The organism is Massilia norwichensis, from assembly GCF_024753245.1.
Classification (GTDB): Bacteria; Pseudomonadota; Gammaproteobacteria; order Burkholderiales; family Burkholderiaceae_D; genus Telluria; species Telluria norwichensis.
Genome location: NZ_JANUGX010000001.1, coordinates 322,087 through 339,200 on the forward strand (window position 1 = coordinate 322,087; position 17,114 = coordinate 339,200).

12 protein-coding genes and 1 pseudogene are annotated in these 17,114 nt (G+C 66.2%); 4 read left to right on the top strand and 9 right to left on the bottom strand.

Annotated features, from left to right (window positions below; translation table 11 throughout):
- Positions 1–30 precede the first annotated feature (30 nt).
- Entirely contained in the window at positions 31–1,290 is a 1,260-nt protein-coding gene (locus tag NX782_RS01395; protein WP_258843693.1) for a metal-dependent hydrolase, read from the top strand.
- On the opposite strand, the gene NX782_RS01400 is transcribed toward NX782_RS01395, so the two are convergent.
- The 6 genes and pseudogenes from NX782_RS01400 to NX782_RS01425 form a co-directional block, all read right to left on the bottom strand.
- A complete protein-coding gene (locus NX782_RS01400; protein ID WP_258843695.1) occupies positions 1,287–3,143 on the bottom strand; it encodes a glycosyltransferase family 2 protein in 1,857 nt (618 codons plus the stop codon). The two genes, NX782_RS01395 and NX782_RS01400, sit on opposite strands and share 4 nt — an antisense overlap.
- A 131-nt stretch (positions 3,144–3,274) precedes the next feature.
- Positions 3,275–4,309 carry a LacI family DNA-binding transcriptional regulator gene (locus NX782_RS01405; protein WP_258843696.1) on the bottom strand — a complete coding sequence of 345 codons (1,035 nt, stop codon included), beginning with the start codon at positions 4,307–4,309 and terminating at the stop codon, positions 3,275–3,277.
- A 79-nt stretch (positions 4,310–4,388) separates the two neighbouring features.
- A complete protein-coding gene (locus NX782_RS01410) occupies positions 4,389–5,837 on the bottom strand; it encodes a glycoside hydrolase family 30 protein (protein ID WP_258843697.1) in 1,449 nt (482 codons plus the stop codon).
- A 19-nt stretch (positions 5,838–5,856) separates the two neighbouring features.
- The gene (locus NX782_RS01415) at positions 5,857–8,592 is read right to left on the bottom strand and encodes a TonB-dependent receptor (protein ID WP_258843698.1); all 2,736 of its coding nucleotides are present in this window, start codon (positions 8,590–8,592) and stop codon (positions 5,857–5,859) included.
- Between the two features lie 265 nt (positions 8,593–8,857).
- A complete protein-coding gene (locus NX782_RS01420; protein WP_258843775.1) occupies positions 8,858–9,067 on the bottom strand; it encodes a glycoside hydrolase family 30 beta sandwich domain-containing protein in 210 nt (69 codons plus the stop codon).
- 9 nt (positions 9,068–9,076) lie between these two features.
- Positions 9,077–10,339: pseudogene (locus tag NX782_RS01425) on the bottom strand (glycoside hydrolase family 30 protein); the annotation flags it as partial.
- 990 nt (positions 10,340–11,329) lie between these two features.
- Here NX782_RS01425 and NX782_RS01430 point away from each other — a divergent pair.
- The 3 genes from NX782_RS01430 (at position 11,330) to NX782_RS01440 (ending at position 13,880) form a co-directional block, all read left to right on the top strand.
- Entirely contained in the window at positions 11,330–11,788 is a 459-nt protein-coding gene (locus NX782_RS01430; protein WP_258843699.1) for a bacteriohemerythrin, read from the top strand.
- An 80-nt stretch (positions 11,789–11,868) separates the two neighbouring features.
- On the top strand, positions 11,869–13,269 hold the full coding sequence (locus NX782_RS01435; RefSeq protein ID WP_258843700.1) for an aromatic ring-hydroxylating dioxygenase subunit alpha: 1,401 nt from the start codon (positions 11,869–11,871) through the stop codon (positions 13,267–13,269).
- Positions 13,270–13,310: 41 nt separating this feature from the next.
- Complete coding sequence (locus tag NX782_RS01440; protein WP_258843701.1) at positions 13,311–13,880, top strand: 3-phenylpropionate/cinnamic acid dioxygenase subunit beta; 570 nt, start codon at positions 13,311–13,313, stop codon at positions 13,878–13,880.
- 31 nt (positions 13,881–13,911) lie between these two features.
- Here the strand turns inward: NX782_RS01440 and NX782_RS01445 are convergent, their stop codons facing one another.
- The 3 genes from NX782_RS01445 to NX782_RS01455 are packed head-to-tail and all read right to left on the bottom strand — an operon-like array spanning position 13,912 to position 17,100.
- Positions 13,912–15,132, bottom strand: coding sequence for a multidrug effflux MFS transporter (locus NX782_RS01445; RefSeq protein ID WP_258843702.1), 1,221 nt, complete (start codon positions 15,130–15,132; stop codon positions 13,912–13,914).
- Positions 15,132–16,166, bottom strand: a complete 1,035-nt coding sequence (locus NX782_RS01450; RefSeq protein ID WP_258843703.1) for an aromatic ring-hydroxylating oxygenase subunit alpha — start codon at positions 16,164–16,166, stop codon at positions 15,132–15,134. Before NX782_RS01450 ends, NX782_RS01445 begins: the two co-directional genes overlap by 1 nt.
- Positions 16,153–17,100 carry a Rieske 2Fe-2S domain-containing protein gene (locus NX782_RS01455; protein ID WP_258843705.1) on the bottom strand — a complete coding sequence of 316 codons (948 nt, stop codon included), beginning with the start codon at positions 17,098–17,100 and terminating at the stop codon, positions 16,153–16,155. Before NX782_RS01455 ends, NX782_RS01450 begins: the two co-directional genes overlap by 14 nt.
- Positions 17,101–17,114: the final 14 nt, after the last annotated feature.

The window sequence follows — 17,114 nt, forward strand, 5'->3', positions numbered from 1 at the left end:
TCCAGCTTGCAATGCAGGTAAGATTGCAGGATGGACAATCTCACCCACTCCGTCGTCGGCCTCGGTGTCGGCGCCCTGATCGACCGCAGCCTGCCCGCCGAACCCAGCCAGGACAACCAGCGTGTGCGCTCGCGCATGCTGCTCCTGATCGGCTGCCTGGCCAGCAATTTCCCCGACCTCGACCTGGTGCTCACGCCCCTGCTCGATGCGCCGCTGGGCTATCTGCTGCACCACCGCGGCCACACGCACACGCTGCTTGCCGCGATCGGCGAGGTCGCGCTGCTGCTGGCCCTCACCTGGCTGCTGTGGCCGGCAGCGCGGCGCCTGCTGAAGACCAGTCCCATGGCGTGGCGCGGCGCCCTGCTGGCGGCCTGTGCCGGGCTGGTGCTCCACATCGGCATGGACAGCCTCAACGTCTATGGCGTGCATCCGTTCTGGCCCTTCGATCCGAACTGGTATTACGGCGACCTGGTCTTCATCGTCGAACCGGTGTTCTGGATCGGTTTCGGCGTGCCGCTCGCGGCCCTGGTGCGCAGTCCCTTCCTGCGGCGGCTGTGGCTGGCGGTGATCCTGCTGGTGCCGCTGGCGGCCACGCTGATGGGCTTCCTGCAATGGGGATCCTTTGTCGGCCTGCTGGCGCTTGGCCTGCTGCTGGCCTGGATACAGCGCAGCAACGACGAACACCATGGCGAATCGCGTGCCGCGCGCGGACGCCGGGCGCTCACGGCCGGTCTGGCCGCCTCGCTCGCCTTCGTCGGCCTGCAGGCGCTGGCCCTGCACCAGGCGCGCGTCCTCGTTGCACACGAGATCGAACGCATCGACGCCGGCGAACGCCTGCTGGACACCGCGCTGTCGGCCTACCCTGCGAATCCGCTGTGCTGGTCCTTCGTGACCGTGGCAAGAGCCGGTGAAGGTGAGGCCGCCACCGTCCACCTGCGGCGCGGCATGCTGAGCGTCCTGCCCGGCCTGACACCGGTTTCGCACTGCCCGCCGCGCATCGCCGGCCCGGCGCTCGAAGACGCGCCGCCGCAAATCGCCTGGCAGCTCGAAGACCGCCAGCCGCTGGCCACCCTGCGCACCGTGGCGGCACGCGATTGCCGCGTCAATGCCTGGATGCGCTTCGCGCGCGCGCCCTCGCTTGCGGAGGGCGTGGCGACCGACGTGCGCTGGGGCGAGCCGGGCAGCCGCAATTTCTCGACCCTGTCCTATGGCCAGGGGGCGGACCGGCCCTGCCCGCATCCGGTGCCGGGATGGGGCTATCCACGCGCCGACTTGTTGTCCGGGCACTAGCCCGCGCTATTCGCTCGGCATGACGAGACCTTGTTGATCACCTCGCGAAAAAAGCCCACCAGCGCCGGCACGTGGGTATCGAAGGCGAACAGCCCGCGCTGGCGCCACACCCTGGCGCGCAGGTCTTCCATGCGGCCGCTGTCGCGCAGTTGCGCGGCCAGATCCTCGATGGTCTCGTAGAACAGACCGATGTCGAGCCGCCGCGCCAGCGTCTGCGCGGCCACGATGGCGCCCGCGTTGTCGCGCTGGATCATCGGCAGTCCGGCCATGGCCAGGGTGGCGATGCGCGCCGGGTAGTTCAGATCGTCCCAGTCGGCGCGCGCCAGTTCGCCGGCGTTACGGCTGGCGAAGCAATGCAGCCAGCCGGCGTCGTAGCGCGAGAACTCCTCGACCCAGCGGTCCTGCGCCACGTTGGCATGCAGGTGCAGGTGGCGCGGCGCCAGCGCACCGGCTTTCTCTATCCACTCGCGCCACTGGCCCTGGGTGAAGTCGCCGTAAAAATGCAGGTGCACGCCCTGCCGCGCCAGCGCGTCCACCGTGTGCGGGTGCAGGCCGATCGGCCGTCCAGGCACCACCGTGTGCAGCTCGCCGTCCACCGCCGACAAGAGCGGCGCACGCTGGCCCTCGAACCAGTCGCGCTTGGGCAGGTCGCCATCGAGCACCATGCTCGGCTTTGAAACGCTCAGGCCCGGGCAGACGGTCTCGAACCAGTCGCGCATCTCGGGGCTGCTGTAGATCTGGCCGTCCGCATGGCGGTACAAGTCCAGCAGCTGCGGAAAGATGCCCTTTTCCAGGCAGATGAAGGGCCCTTCCTTGAAATGCCAGACGAAAGGAATACCGGCCGTGGCCTGCATGACCTCGTGCGCGAAGGGCACGGTCTGCCAGTTGAGCTGGGCGTAGATCAGGTCGGGCTGCAGTTCGCGCACGGCCGCCTGCCAGCCCTCGCGCGGCAGGTCCTGCACGTGGCCGAAAGGCAGCGGGCCGACCGTGTTGAACCAGTAGGGATCGCGCATCCACAGGCCGTACAGCGCGTGGCCCTGCTCTTCCAGCGCCAGCACGCGCTCGGCGTTGTAGGCCAGTTCGCCCACCAGCAGGATGCGCAGGCCGTCCGCCGCCCGCGGCGTGGGCGCGCGCTCGCGAAAACGCCGGTACAGGCGCGGCTCGTCGATCGCATTGCCGGTGCTGGCGTGGTAGCGCAGCGGCGTGCGCACCCGGTAGCGCTGGCGGAACAGGTTGATGCCGCCGACCGGCTCCTGCATCGCCTTGTGGCGCTGGTCCGGATGGTCGACCCATTCGCAGCTGAGTTCTCCGGTGCCGACGAAGGCCCCGAGCAGGCGCAGGCGCGACCAGTACAGGCGTTCGAGATCGTCGGATTCGAGCTCGGCGCGTTCGATCCAGCGCATGTCGACGCGCCGGTGCATGCACTGGACCAGCTGCAGCGGCAGGCCGGGAATCGCGCCCGGCGCGCTGCGGTTGTAGTGGTGGCGCAGGCCGGCATACGCCAGTACCGCCTGCGGCGCTTCATCGAGCGCGGCCGCCAGGTGCGCCAGGTGCTGCGGGTAGAACACATCGTCGCTGGGCAGATAGGCGACCAGGCCGGCCTCGGCCTGCGCGAGCGCCACGTTGAGCGCCCGCCCCAGCCCCTCGTTGTGCGGCAGGCGCAGGTAGCGGATGCGGCGGTCGTCCAGGAAGGGCGCGGCCGCCTGCCAGGTGGCGTCGCGCGAGCCGTCGTCGACGATCAGGGCCTGCCAGTCGTCCAGGCTCTGGGCCTGCAGGCTGGCGAGCGCGCGCGGCAGGAAATGCGACTGCTCGAAGCTGGGCATCAGCACGCTGACGCGGGGCGCTGCCGGCATGTTTGCGACCTCCTCGTTCACCCGTCATGCATGCAGCTTAGAGGCCGGGAGCGTCAAGCGTTTGCGCTGGCTCATTTGTGCGCGCCAGTCACAAATCGGGCGGCGCCGGCCCCGGCGCGCCGCTGCGGACCTCAGCCTGGGACCCCGCCCGCGCGGGAACGACGGGGCGGCGCCAGCGACGCCCGCAGACTGACGCTGACCGGGAAGGTGCGCGTCAGCGGCCGCTCGGCGCCATAACACAGGTTCAGCAGCGCGGCGATGCCGCTGCGGGTCATCTCGCGCCAGGGAATGTGGACCGAGGTCAGGCGCGGCGCCGAGTAGGCGGCGCTGGGGACGTCGTCGTAGCCGATCACCGACACGTCCTGGGGTACGCGCAGGCCGGCTTCGTGGAAGCAGGACAGCGCGCCCAGCGCCATCTCGTCGTTGGCGCAGAACACCGCCGAGAACGGGCGTCCGGAGGCCAGCAGTTCCTCGGCCGCCGACCAGCCGCCGCTCGAGGAAAAGTCGCGCTCGACCATCCACAGGCTGCCGGTATCGATGCCGGCTTCCGCCAGCTCCTGCATGAAGCCGGCGATACGGGCGATGTTGTCGGCCACGCCGGCCGGGCCGGCAATCACGGCGATCTCGCGGTGCGCGTGGTCGAGCAGCGCGCGCGCCGCCAGCCGGCCGCCGAGGTGGTGGTCGACCGTGAAGCACTGGTCCGGCATGCTGTCGAAGCTGTGGTTGAGCAGCACCACCTTGTCGCGCTTCGATCCAAGCGCTGCGAGGTCTTCTTCCAGCAGGGGGCTGGTCAGCACGATCACGCCATCGCAGCCGCGCTCGAGCAGGAAGCCGACGCCGTCGATCGCCTGCTGCCGCTCGCCTTCGCGCCCGATGCCGAACACGACCATCATGTGCAGGCCAGCGCCGCGCAGTTCGGTGTCGACGATCTGCAGCATCGCGGTATAAAAGGTGCCGGACATGAGCGGGATGTAGACCCCGATCATGCGGCTGCGGCCGTACAGCAGCGAACGCGCCGCGTGCGAGGGCCGGTAGCCCAGCGCGTCGATGGCCTTGCGCACCCGCTCCAGCTTCGCCGGCGACACCGAGCCTTTGCCGCGCACCACGCGCGATGCGGTGCCCAGGCCGACCCCGGCCAGGCGCGCTACGTCCTTGATAGTCGACACTGCGATTCCCCTCCCCGGCGCAAGCATACTGCAAGCCCGCGCCGGGCGCACCCGCTTTTATGCCGGCGCTGCCGCCGGTTCAACGGACGGCGGTCTGGATCGCGTGCGCCGGAATGTCGACCGTCACTTCCTGGCCATCGACCACCAGCCGGTAGCGCTGCGCCTGCGCGGTCTTGTTCATCACCACCACGGCCAGCGAGCCGTCGGCATTGCGGAAGGCGGTCGCGTCCAGCGTGCTGCGGCTGGTGGCGGCGCTCACGCGGCGCGCCTTCGGCTTGATGTAACGGGTGAAGTGGCCCATGTAGGCGTAGCTCGGGGTGTAGACCAGCTGGCCGTCGTCGCTCGCATGCAGCAGCGCGAAGCAGTAATTGCCGACGTGGTTCGGACCGCCGCGGCTGTCGAGCAGCATGTTCCAGTCGACCCAGCCGCTCGAACCGGCATTCAGGTCGGCCAGGATCTCGCTGCCGTAACGCTCGCCGTTGGCCCAGGACTGCAGCTGCGTAGGGTCGAACTTCTCGATCGAGGACTCGGTCAGCAGCAGCGGCACGTCCGGATAAGCCTCGTGCACGGCGGCCAGGTTGCGGTGCATCGGCTCACCCTTGGCCCAGGTCTCGTACCAGTGGTAGCCCACGCCCCAGATGTAAGGGCGGGCCTTCTTGTCGTCCAGGATGTGGGCGGCGCGCTGCGGCAGCAGGTCGCGGTTGTGGTCCCAGACGATGACCTTCTTGCCACCCAGGCCGGCCGACTTCAGCGCCGGACCGAGGTGGTCGCCGAGGAAGCGCGTTTCGTCCTCGGCGGTGAACAGCATCGATTCCCAGGTCTGCTTGGCCATCGGCTCGTTCTGGATCGTCAGGCCCCAGATCGGGATCCCGGCCTTCTCGTATGCCTTGACGAAGCGAACCATGTACTGGGCCCAGGTGTCGCGGTATTCGGGCAGCAGGGTGCCGCCGTGCAGCATGTCCTTGTTCGACTTCATCCAGGCCGGCGCGCTCCAGGGCGAGGCGAACACCCGCATGTGCGTGCCCTTGCGGGTCCCCGCCGCCAGTGCCTGGCGCAGCAGCGGGATGCGGTACTGCATGTCGTGCTCGATGTTGAAGGAGTTCAGCGAGCGGTCGCCCTCCTTCACATAGGTGTAGCTGGCGCTGCTGAAGTCCGAGCTGTGGATGGTGGTGCGCAGGATGCTGTAGCCCAGGCCCTGCTTCGGATCGAAGTAGGCGTTCAGGAAGGCCTGCTGCTGGTCCGGCTTCAGTTTGGCGTAGGTCTCGGCGGCGGCGTCGGTGATGGCGCCGCCGAAGCCGAACACTTCCTGGAAGCGGCGGCGGGTGTCGACGAACACCGCGATCTCGGTCTCCATCGGCTGGGTGGCGGCGCGCGGCGCCCCCAGCGTCTGCGGCACGAAGCGTTCGTTCGCGCCCTGGGCCGTGGTGTAGAGCTGCCATTGCTGGCTGTCCGCAGCCAGGGCGGCACCGCCGGCTGCACTCATCAGGGCGGCGCACATCAGCGTCATCGCGGTTCGTCTCGTCGTCATCTCGTCTCCTTATTCCCGATTAAAGCTTGTAGTTCAGACCGAACAGGATCTGGCGGCCATAGGTCGTGTAACGCTCCGGTGCGTACGCGCCGCTGGCGAAGGGGCTGCCCTGGGTGGTCTGGTAAGGCTGATTATGCAGGTTGTTGGCCTGGACCAGCAGACCCAGGTTCTTGAAAGGCCCGTCCTGGAACTCGTAGCCGATCTGCACGTCGATCTGGCGCTCGGCGCGGATCTCGCTGAACGAGCGCTGCGCGAACAGGCCGGTGACTTCGCCGCGGAAGGCCGAGCGATAGCGCTCGCTGATACGCGCCGAGAAGCCGTTCTTCTCGTAGAACGCGGTCAGGTTGGCCACCACGCCGGACAGGCCGGGCAGCTTTTCCGTGGTGCCCGGGCCGTTCGGGTGGATCGAGCTTTCGGTGCCCGAGGCGCTGGCCTGGACGCCGAAGCCGTCCAGGCGCTGCCACAGCACGTTCAGCTGCATCGACGCGGTCAGTTCGATGCCGCGTACGAAGCCGCCCTGGCCGTTGGCCGGCTGGTTGATGGTGCCGATGTTCTGGATCGGGATCACCGTGCTCGAATTCGGGAAGCCGGTGTAATCGAATTCCTGCTGGCGGTTGTAGATGTAGTTCTTCAGGTCCTTGAAGAAGTAAGCCGCCGACACGTAGCTGCCCTTGCCGATGTAGTGCTCCAGCGAGAGGTCGTAGGAATTCGCGCGCCACGGTTCCAGCTTCGGATTGCCGCCGCCGCCGTTCCACATGCGGGTGGTGGCGTCGACGCCGGCGCCGATACCGGCGCGCATGTCCGACATGCGCGGCCGCGCCACCGTCTTGGCGGCGCCGAAGCGCAGGTAGGTGTCGCCGACGTAGTTGCCGAGGTCGAAGTTCAGGTTCAGGCTGGGCAGGATGTCGTGATAGGACGCGCCGCCGTGCAGGTCGGTGATGACGCCGCCGTTGTTGGTCTTGCCGTCCGCTTCCTGATTCACGTGCACGTACTGCACGCCGGCGTTGCCGCGTACCGGCACCTTGCCGAGTTCAGTGTCGAGGCCGACGCGCACGAAGCCCACGGTCTGCTTCTCGCGCACCGCCCAGTCCTGCTGGGCGACGTCGGTATCGAGCGGCATCTTGTCGTAGAACTGGTTCAGCGCCGACAGCGAATCGAAGGTCAGCACGCCGGGAATGCCGGCCCAGGCCAGCGAGGTGGTCGGCTGGATCAGGTTGGCCGGCACGGTGGTCAGCGCGCGCTCGTTCTTCAGGGCGAAACGCTGCGACACCTCCTCGTGCGACTTCTCGCGCTTCGAGTAGCTCAGGCCGGCCTGGAAGTCGCGCACAGGACCAAAGGAATTCGCATCCAACTCGCGGCGCACGTTCAGCTTGACGTTGCCCAGCGTGTCCTCGACGATCGGGTGGTGCTGGGTGGCGTCGTGGCCCCAGCCGCCGACGTCGACCAGCTTGATGATGCCGGGGTCGGTGAAGTCGCGGCTCGGCGTGAAGGTCGGCAGGCCGGCGCCGACCGGGATCTGGAAGCCGAAGTTGTTGTCGGCGGCGCCGGAACCGGCGCGGCCCAGGCCCGCATAGGTCTCGGAAGTCATCTCCTTGCGCTTGGCCGACGAATACGACAGGTCGCCGTTGGCGGACCAGCGGTCGGCCAGCTTGAGGTCGAGGTTCCAGCCGCCCGCGAACAGGTTGTCCTTGCGCGTGTTGTAGTCGTTGCGGACGATCGGCTCCAGGTTGACGATGCTGCCGCCGGTCAGCAGGCGGCTGCCGCCGATGGTCTGGATCTGCGGATTCAGGTAGCTGACCGTGTCCGCCGAGTTCCACATCATGCCGCGCATGACTTCCTTCTGGTCGAACTGCGAGTAGTACAGGTCGACGATGGAGCGCAGTTCGCGGTTCGGCTTGTAGTCGATCACCGCCATCAGGCCGTCGCGCTTCTGCTGGCGCGAGGTGGCCGTGACTTCGGCGCCCTTCAGCGCGGTCACGTCTTCGTTACCCGCCGGGAGCTTGTTGTTGTCGCCCCACCACCAGGACTTGTATTCCTTCTGCTGACCCGGCGAATCGAGGTGGGCATAGCCGATCGCCACGCCCAGGGTGTTGTTCAGAAACTGGTCGATGTAGGAGATCGAGACCCGGCCGCCATTGTCCGACCAGCCGTTGTTCAGCTTGCCGTTGCTGTTATGCTCGCCGCGCAGGTTGACGGCGATGGTGCGGCCGCGGCGGTCCAGCGGACGCACGGTGCGCAGATCGATGGTGCCGGACAGGCCGGCCGCGGTCATCGAAGCGTCCGGGGTTTTATACACGGTCACGCCGCCCAGCAGCTCGGACGGGTACTGGTCGAATTCGGCGCTGCGGTCGTTGCTGGTCGAGGTCTGTTCGCGGCCGTTCAGCAGGGTCACGCCGAAGTCCGGCGCCAGGCCGCGCAGCGAGATCACCTGGGCGCGCCCGGCCACGCGCTGGGCGGTCAGGCCCGGCAGGCGCGCGATCGATTCCGCGATCGAGGTGTCCGGCAGCTTGCCGATGTCTTCGGCGGTGATCGCCTCGACGATGTTGTCCGAGTCCTTCTTGATCGCGATCGAGCTTTCGATACTGCCGCGAATGCCGGTGACCACCACCTGCGACGGCTCGCCGCCCTGCGGGGTCGCCTGGGCGCCGTCCTGCGCCGTCGCGGCGCCGCTCCACAGCAGCGCCGCGCAGGCGGCAGCGATCGGGGTGATGGACAAGGGGTGGCGGGCGGGCCTGCCGGTATGGGAATTCGTCATGGTTCTGTCTCCTGTGATTCTTATAATAGATGAGATTGGAAACGTTGCCAAACCTCAGCCGAAAAATGGAAACGTTGCCAAACCAGCGTAGCTTGGCGGACGTTTCCAGGGTCGAGGCCTGCGCGATCGATCAGCGATGCCTGCGGTGCTGGCCACGTTTCCTCACCAAGCGGATTGGAAACGTTGCCAAACCAGGCAGCACATTATCGGCTTGCTCGAATTTCAATGTCAATAGAAAACGCTGCGTGTGCGCAACAGTTACATCTTACTGCGGCGCTTTCCAGGTGAAGCTGGCTACGCTGGACGCCGGCAGCGTGTAAGTGAAGGCCTGCTTGCCGACCTTGACCGCGAAACTGCGCGCCGCCGGCTCGCCGTTCGCGACCAGCAGCGCCATCGAGCCGTCCGGGTTGCGGAAGGCGACATTCGCCAGTCCGCCCGCCTCGCTGGAAGCGATGCGGCGCGCGCCCGGCAGCACGAAGCGGCTGGCGTGGGCCAGTGCGTAGTACTCGACGTTGCGGGTGACGGCGCCGGTGTTCGAATCGATGGTGACGACGCCGCGGCAGTCCTTGCAGCCGCCCAGGTGCGGGCCGTCGTTCTGGTCCAGCGCCAGGTTCCAGAACAGCACGCCGCGCGCCCAGCCGCGCGTGGTGTCGATCACCAGGGTCCTGGTGAAGTACTGCAAATTCTTGGCCCAGTCCGGCGACCAGCGCCCGCCCGAGCACTCGGTGAACCAGGTGTCCTTGTCCGGGAATTTGTCGTGCAGGACTGCCTGCACCGACGACTTGCCGGCGTAGCAGTGCCAGGCGATGCCGCTCACGTAGCGGTTCGCCTGCGGATCGGCCAGCACCGTGGCCGGCGAATCCGGCTCGTCCCAGTTGTGGTCCTAGTCGAAGATCGCGGTGCCGGGGTTGGTGCGCGCCAGCAGCGGACCCAGATGCCCGCCAATGAAGGCGGCACGCCTGGCCGGATCGACGCGCATGCCGGGATAGTCTTCCGGCTCGAAGTGCGGTTCGTTCTGCAGCGTCAGCGCCGAAATCGTCACCCCTTCCGCCTGCATCGCATCGAGGTAACGCTTCAGGTAGCGGGCAAAGGCATCGAAGGCCTCGGGCTTGAGCGTGCCCTTGACCAGGCTGTCCGTGCTTTTCATCCAGCCCGGCGCGCTCCAGGGCGAAGCCATCACTTTCAATTGCGGATTCACGGCCAGCGCCGCTTGCACCGCCGGCAGCACGGTGTCGCGCTGCGGCTCGAGCGAGAAGTGGCGCAGTTCCGGATCGGTCTGGCCCGGCGGCATGTCGTCGAAGCTGTAGTGGCTGCGCGAGAAGTCGGAGGCGCCGATGGTCAGGCGCGTAAAGGACAAACCGATGCCCTGCCCCGCGCCCTTGACTTCGGCGCGGCCGAACAGCTCGCGCATCAGCGCCTCGCGCTGGGCCGGCGTCATGCGCTGTTGGATCAGGTAAGCCGAGGCATCGGTGATGGCCGCGCCGAAGCCGGCGATCTGCTGGTAGGCGCGCGCCGGGTCGACCTCGATCACCGGCGTGCCGGCGGACGTCTTCGCGCTCGCCCTGCCGAAGCGGGCGTCGGCTTCGCGCGCCAGCAGTTTGCTCTGGTCGCCGGTCGTGATCCAGGCCTGGACTGCGGTGCCGTCGGCTTTCGGGGCTGCGGCGCCGGCGGCTGCGATCGGGAATGCGCAGGCCAGCAGGATGGGCAGCACGCCCCGCAGGCGCGCCTTGGTGCTGATGTTCGACATCGGTCTCGTCTCCTTCGTTATCACGCCTCCAGTAAATTGGAAACGTTGCCAAATTAGTGTCGAGCACTATAGCAGAGGTAGAAACCAAAACGGAAACGGAAAAGAAACAGCCCACGCACGGGTGGGCTGTTCAGGAAATTCGTTCAGGCGAGGACAGGAATCGAACCTGTCTTGGCGGCTTTGCAGGCCGTTTTCAGTCTTACGAATCAATGAGTTAGGCGAGAACCGCAGTTAGCACCGCATGAGATCGCTTAAAGTCGGACGTCAGGATTGCGACCACTTAAGGCTCTGGCTAGCCCTGCCCTTGTTCGTCCAAGTTCGCCCCAAGAGCAGACCTTTCGTGTACTCCGTTGGGATTCCGGGTGACTCTTGCATCCCTTCGTGCACGTAAGCTAACTCATCGACCGGTACAATATCGTTACCGCAGATCGAGAAAATTTCCGCAATGCAAACGGCTTTCCCAGCGCAAGCTGCGCGATTGAACGTACAAGGGCGGTAGTCTTAACTGATCGCGGGTCAACCATGCGCCGGGCGATTCGCGAATATGACTGGCGCGCCACCGTTCTCGGGCCATTGACGGCACGGCCTGCCAGACTGTGCGTCGTCGTTGACCTCATGTTGGATTCGGCCGAGCCCATGGTCGTATGGTGGGGACCTGAGTACCTGCAGATCTATAACGATGCGTACGCTGCCCGGGTCGGTATCAGTGCACTCGAAAAGTTTCCTGCGAGCACTTGGCAACATGGGTGGGTCGCTATTGGACCCACCTTGCCAAACCAGCCGATATCAACAGCTTTCGGCCATACTTGCAGACTTCAAAAAGAGCGAGTTCAGAGTCCGCTTCGGGCCTATTGAGTTGGAAAACTCTAGGGCAAAAAGCAGTCCTGATGATCGAGGGCGCCTTTCGCGTAACCGAAATTTTTTTAGAGACACTTTCAAATAAACTGTGTACATTCAGGATTAGACATCTTTTGTTTGAAAGCCTGCTTCATGTCAGCCCCCCCCGAACAAGACTTTACCTGGACCGACCAATTTCTGCTCGGTTACGGTCCGATAGACGCCACCCACCGCGAATTCGTCGATCTGGTCGGGACGTTGCTGGCGGCGCCCGAAGCCGAACTCATCCACCATCTCGACGCGTTTGCCGAGCATGCCGAGAGCCACTTCGGTGAGGAACGCGACTGGATGCTCGCCACTGCCTTCCCTGCAGCGCAATGCCACATCGACGAACACGAGGCGGTGCTGAAGTCGGTGCATGAGGTACGCGCCATGCTCGCCGGCGGCGGACATGCGGATACCTGCCGCGCCTTGGCGCGCGAGCTGGCGCGCTGGTTCCCGCGCCACGCCGACTATATGGATGCCGCGCTCGCTCAGTGGATGGCGAAGCGCCGGCTTGGCGGCATTCCTGTCGTGGTCCGCCGCGGCAGCGCGCACCCGGCAGAGAAATAATTCGGGTATCCGAACATCCTTTGTTGAACAAATTTCTGAGTTGTGTACAATTCAGAAGCAGGCAAACAAAGGAGACAACGATGCACCATAATGCCGGAACAACACTGCGGGACGGAACCACGGTCTCGGACCTGATCAACCTCGAGACGCGTGAAGTCAAGGTCCGCGCCCTGTCCGATCCCGAGCTGTATGAGCTCGAGATGGAAAGGATCTTCGCCAAGACCTGGATCTTCCTGGGTCACGAAACCGAAATCCCGAACAAGGGCGACTTCGTCACCCGCGACATGGGTTCCGACGCGGTCATCGTCGCCCGCGACCGCGACAACGAGATTCACGTCTCATTGAACGTCTGCCCGCACCGCGCAATGCGGGTGCAGACCCACGATGCCGGCAATACCAACGTCCACATGTGCATCTACCACGGCTGGGCCTTCAAGCCGAACGGCGACTTCATCGGCGCTCCGGTCGAGAAGGAGTGCATGCACGGAAAGATGACGCCGAAGGACCAGCTCGGCCTGAAGAAGGCGCGCGTGGCGCTGTACGGCGGCCTGATCTTCGCCACCTGGAACATCGATGGCCCCAGCCTGGAAGAATTCTTCGGCGACGCCAAATACTATTTCGACACCCTGTTCCTGCGCACCAAGGGCGGCCTGGAAGTCCTCGGTCCGCCGCAGCGTTTCCGCATCAATGCGAACTGGAAGACCGCCTGCGAACAGTCGGCCGCGGACGGATTCCATACCCTGACCTTGCACCGCTGGCTGGCCGAAGTCGGCCCTTATGCGAAAAAGCCGGATGCCGAAGGCAAAGGCGCCGACCTGTCTCCTGAAATGTATGGCAGCGAAGTCTGGACCGACCACGGTCACGCGCTGCGCTGCATCGAACTCGATCGCAAGATCCTGCGCCTGACTGGCAAGAATCCGGCCGAACTCAGCCCGGTCGAAAAGCTGACCGCCCTGCCGCCGCCCGGCATCACGCCCGAGATGGTGCCGGAGCTGCTGGAGCGCTTCGACGATGGCCAGCTCAAGCTGATGTCCTGGCGCCCGCCCCAGGTCGGCGGCTTCTTCCCGAACGGCCTGTTCGAATTCATCTACCTGCCGCAACCGGACGGCACCATCGTCGGCGCCTGCGCCCTGCACGCCTACATTCCGAAAGGCCCGGACAAGCTCGAGTTCATGAACTGGATCTTTGCCGAGAAAGACACGCCGCCCGAGCTCAAGGCGCGCATGCTGCGCCAGTCAGTCCAGATGCTGGGCACCTCAGGCATGGTCGAGATGGAAGACTCCGACACCTGGCCGCACCAGACCGAAGTCGCCAAAGGCGCGATGAGCAAGACCATCACCATGAAGTACCAGGCGATGTTCGACCAGGGCGCGCCGGAAGGCTGGCCGGGTCCGGGCCATGTGGGCGACGGCTTCACCAAGGACGACACCCAGTGGGCATGGTGGAAGTACTGGCACGAGCTGATGACGAGCGAAAAATGAACCAGCCGTCGGAAACCCTACAACGCCCTCAGGAGACACCTATGGAAAAGAATCCGCTCGAGCCGACGCCGCTGCCGCCTTCGCTGCGCGCCAACCGGGTGCCGGTCGGCAGCCCGCTATACAACGATATGGTCGAGTTCATGTACGACGAAGCGGAGATGTTCGACACGCTGCGCCTGCGCGACTGGATCGCGATGGTTGCCAAGGACATTGAATACACCGTGCCGCTGCGCCATACCCGCGCCACGCGCGACCAGGACAAGTCGGTGGTGCGCACCGTCCAGCACATGTACGACGATTACCGCTCGATCATGCTGCGCGTGATGCGCGTGATGGACACACGCAGCGCCTGGGGCGAGGATCCTCCATCGCGCACCAAGCACCTGGTCTCGAACATCCGGGTCTACCGGACCGACAAGGAAGACGAATTCAAAGTGCAGAGCTACCTGCTGCTGACCCGCAACCGCTTCGACAGCGCCAGCTTCGACCTGATCCCCTGCGAGCGTCACGACGTGATCCGCAAGACCGAGTCGGGCTACCAGCTGGCGCGGCGCGAGGTGATCATCGACCAGGCGGTGCTCGGCACGCCAAACCTGGGTATTTTCCTGTAAATCCCAGGAGTCCCGAGAGCCGTCCTCAGCTTCAGGCTGTGGACGGCTTTTTATTGGACAGGCGCAAGGCAAGCAGCACGCCGGCGCCGGCGCACAGGAACAGGACGGCCGCGCCAAGCGCCAGCGAAATCAAGGATTCCCACAACAGAGGTGCCAGCACGGCGGCGATCAAGGCGTTGAAGCCGGTCTGGACGAACAGCTGTACCGACGAGCCCATGCCGCGCCGTTCGGGCACGCAGTCGAGCCCCCGGATAGTGATAGTCGGCACCACCAGCGACATGCCCACATTGAACACGAACAGGTGCAGGACATACCACCCGGCGCCTTCCGGGGCCGCCAGGCATACCGCAAGGTCGTACACGATCGCAGCACCCATCAGCGCAAACCCGGCCTGCAGGGTCCGGGCCACAGGCCAGCGCGCCGCGACCTTTCCGGCCAGCGCCGAGCCGGCAACCAGGCCAAGCGTCGCCGGGCCGAACAGCCACAGGAAATCGGCTTCGCCCAGCCCGAGGTGACGCATCAGGAACACTGGCGCCGACAGTACGTACACGAAGAAGGCGCCGAACATCAGTGCGTAGGATAGCGACCATGTCATGAAGGCGCGGTTGCCGAGCAGGCGCGCATAGCCATGCGCAAGCGGCGCGAACCGGAAAGGCTGGCGCGCCTCGGCGGGCAGCGTCTCCGGTAGGCGCATTGCCACCGCCGTGAAGAGGCTGGCCGCCAGCAGCGCCAGGAACAAGAATACGGCGCGCCATCCGAAGCTCCGTTGCAACGCGCCGCCAACCAGCGGCGCGATCGCCGGCGCGAGCCCATACATCATCACGACCTGCGACAACATGCGCCGCGCAAGCGGGCCCTCGTGCAGATCGCGCACCACCGCGCGGCCGATCACGATGCCGGCGCCGGCGGACAGGCCTTGCAAGGCCCGCAAAGGCAGGAGATGGCCGACGCGCGTTGCGAACGCGCAGCCCAGCGAGGCCAGCGCATAGGCGGCCAGCCCGGCCAGCACCACCTTGCGCCGCCCGCAGGCGTCGGAAATCGCGCCGTGCCACAGCGACATGAACGCGAAGGCGGCGAAATAGACCGATATCGTCTGCTGCAGCGCCACCCGGTCAGTGTGCAAGGCCTGTTCCATCTCAGGGAAGGACGGCAGGTAGGCGTTGATCGAGAACGGGCCGAGCATCGCCAGCCCGGCCAGGATCAGCGTAATGCCCGGCTGGCCCGGCATGCGGGCGGCGCCGACCGTCTCCACTAGCGCCGCATACCGAGGATGCCTGCTATGTCGAGGCTCGGATCGGCGTCAGGGCCATAGCTGAAGTCGCCCTCGCGCTGGCGTTCGGCCAGGCGCGTCATCAAGACCCGGTAGCGGTTGCCCGGCGCGTCGAAGCGGGAGCTCAGGTCGCGCCGCTGGCCGGGATCGAAGTAACGCGCGTTCTGCGGCCGCAGCACCGAATTGTCCTGCGGCTGGATGACATAGGAGATGCGCGGCATCAGCCAGCGGAACGGCGCCGGCGCATGCACCGTGTAATTGGTCTGGTCGACCCGCGAGCGGTGCTTCCCGACCGGCACGAAGGGCTGTACGTTGGGAATCGCATAGCCGGGCGTGAAGCTGGGATAGGAAATGCACAGGTTGTTGCGCAGGTGGACGTGCAGCACCGCGCGCAGGTCCTGGTATTGGGCGCGCACGCCGCCGATCCAGCGCATCACCGGCGCCACCGACTTGCGTGTGACGATGCGGGTGCGGGTCAGCGTCTCGGAAGTGGAGCTGAACTCGACCACGTCGCTCTCCGACTGTCCGTCGCCGATCGTGTTCGCATGCAGGAAGTCGGCATGCGTGAGGTCGATCAGGTTCTCGACCGACAGCGGCGAGGCGGCGTCGAAGCGCACCGAACGCTGGGTGTAGCGCGGGATGCCCACGCCATCCGCCGGCAGGAACGGGATCAAGGGGATCAGGTCTTCGTGCGCGTTGTCGGGATTGCCGTACCAGACCCACACGTAGCCGTAGCGCTCATGCGCGCGGTATAAGCAGGAGCCACCAGTGAAGGCGCTGGCGCCGGCGCGCAGGCGTTCCAGCAGTTCGGGCCGGAACTCGGCGGCGCGTACCCGTCCCTGCTCGCGCCACAGGTAAACGTCCTGCGCGTGTATCACCCGGCGCAAGGCGCGGTTGCCGACGTCGGCGCTGTAGGCCACCGGGAACCAGGTGTCGCGCAGGTCCAGGTTGCCGGGTATCCAGTCGCGTTTCGCGTCCGGCGCGGCGAAGCGTGCCGCCTTGTCATCCATATTCATGCGAAGTCTCCTGTACGGGCCGCGTTGATACTGCCCCACTGTCCCTCCTTTCACGCGAGGGCGCCGATTCCAGCGCCGCGATGGCGGCCCCGTCGACTTTTGCGCGCACGGTGAACGGTGCGACGCCGGCCAGGCGGCGCAGGCGCCAGCCCAGCGGGCCCGTGTGCGCACGCGCATGGGCGAAGCCGCGCCAGGCCAGGCTGGTCGTGCCGCGCCTGTTGCGGGTGGCGGCGATGAACAGGGTCGCCAGCGCCTGCTCGGCGGCATCCAGCAGCTCGACCAAGATGTGGCCGCCCGCCAGCGGCACGCGGGTGCGCACCAGCAGCGGATGGTCGCGCACGAAGGCCGGGCCGGGCCCCCTGCCCTTCCACACCGCGCCGCGGTCGAGCACGAGATAGCCGCCGTCGCGGCGCGGATCGCCGAGGAAGAAGTCGGTGATCGTCACGCCGGGGAAATCCAGCAGGCATTCGGGGCCGTCGAGCATCACGTCGAGGTAGTCCTCGAAGGCGATGGCCGCCACCGCGCTGCCGGTGAACTCGCGCCCGGCCGCCTGGTAGCCGGCGCCGGGCGGCGTCCCCTGGGCCTCGTCGGTTCCCGAGTACACGTGGAGGAAGCCGTTCAGTTCGGCCACCGGATAGGCGCGCGCCGCCGCCGGCGGAATCTTTTCCTCGCGCCGCAGGTTCGGAATGTCGGTGCAGCGCCCACTCGTCCCATCGAAGGTCCAGCCGTGGTAGGGGCATTGCAGGCCGCCCGGCCTGACCTGGCCCGGCGACAGCAGCACGCGGCGATGCGGGCAACGGTCTTCCAGGGCGAAGGCATCGCCTTCGGCACTGCGAAACAGCGCCACCTGCATGCCGTCGCAGACCACCGCCAACGTCTTGCCCGGCGCGAGCTGCTCCGACAGCGCAACGATCCACCATTGTCCTGATGTCATACGGTCCTCTCCAA

Bases quoted from the DNA above. Each gene is read 5' to 3' on its own strand.
- NX782_RS01410 (WP_258843697.1), bottom strand. From the start codon at position 5,837: ATGACGACGAGACGAACCGCGATGACGCTGATGTGCGCCGCCCTGATG.
- NX782_RS01435 (WP_258843700.1), top strand. From the start codon at position 11,869: ATGCACCATAATGCCGGAACAACACTGCGGGACGGAACCACGGTCTCG.
- NX782_RS01430 (WP_258843699.1), top strand. From the start codon at position 11,330: ATGTCAGCCCCCCCCGAACAAGACTTTACCTGGACCGACCAATTTCTG.
- NX782_RS01395 (WP_258843693.1), top strand. From the start codon at position 31: ATGGACAATCTCACCCACTCCGTCGTCGGCCTCGGTGTCGGCGCCCTG.
- NX782_RS01450 (WP_258843703.1), bottom strand. From the start codon at position 16,166: ATGAATATGGATGACAAGGCGGCACGCTTCGCCGCGCCGGACGCGAAA.
- NX782_RS01400 (WP_258843695.1), bottom strand. From the start codon at position 3,143: ATGCCGGCAGCGCCCCGCGTCAGCGTGCTGATGCCCAGCTTCGAGCAG.
- NX782_RS01455 (WP_258843705.1), bottom strand. From the start codon at position 17,100: ATGACATCAGGACAATGGTGGATCGTTGCGCTGTCGGAGCAGCTCGCG.
- NX782_RS01440 (WP_258843701.1), top strand. From the start codon at position 13,311: ATGGAAAAGAATCCGCTCGAGCCGACGCCGCTGCCGCCTTCGCTGCGC.
- NX782_RS01415 (WP_258843698.1), bottom strand. From the start codon at position 8,592: ATGACGAATTCCCATACCGGCAGGCCCGCCCGCCACCCCTTGTCCATC.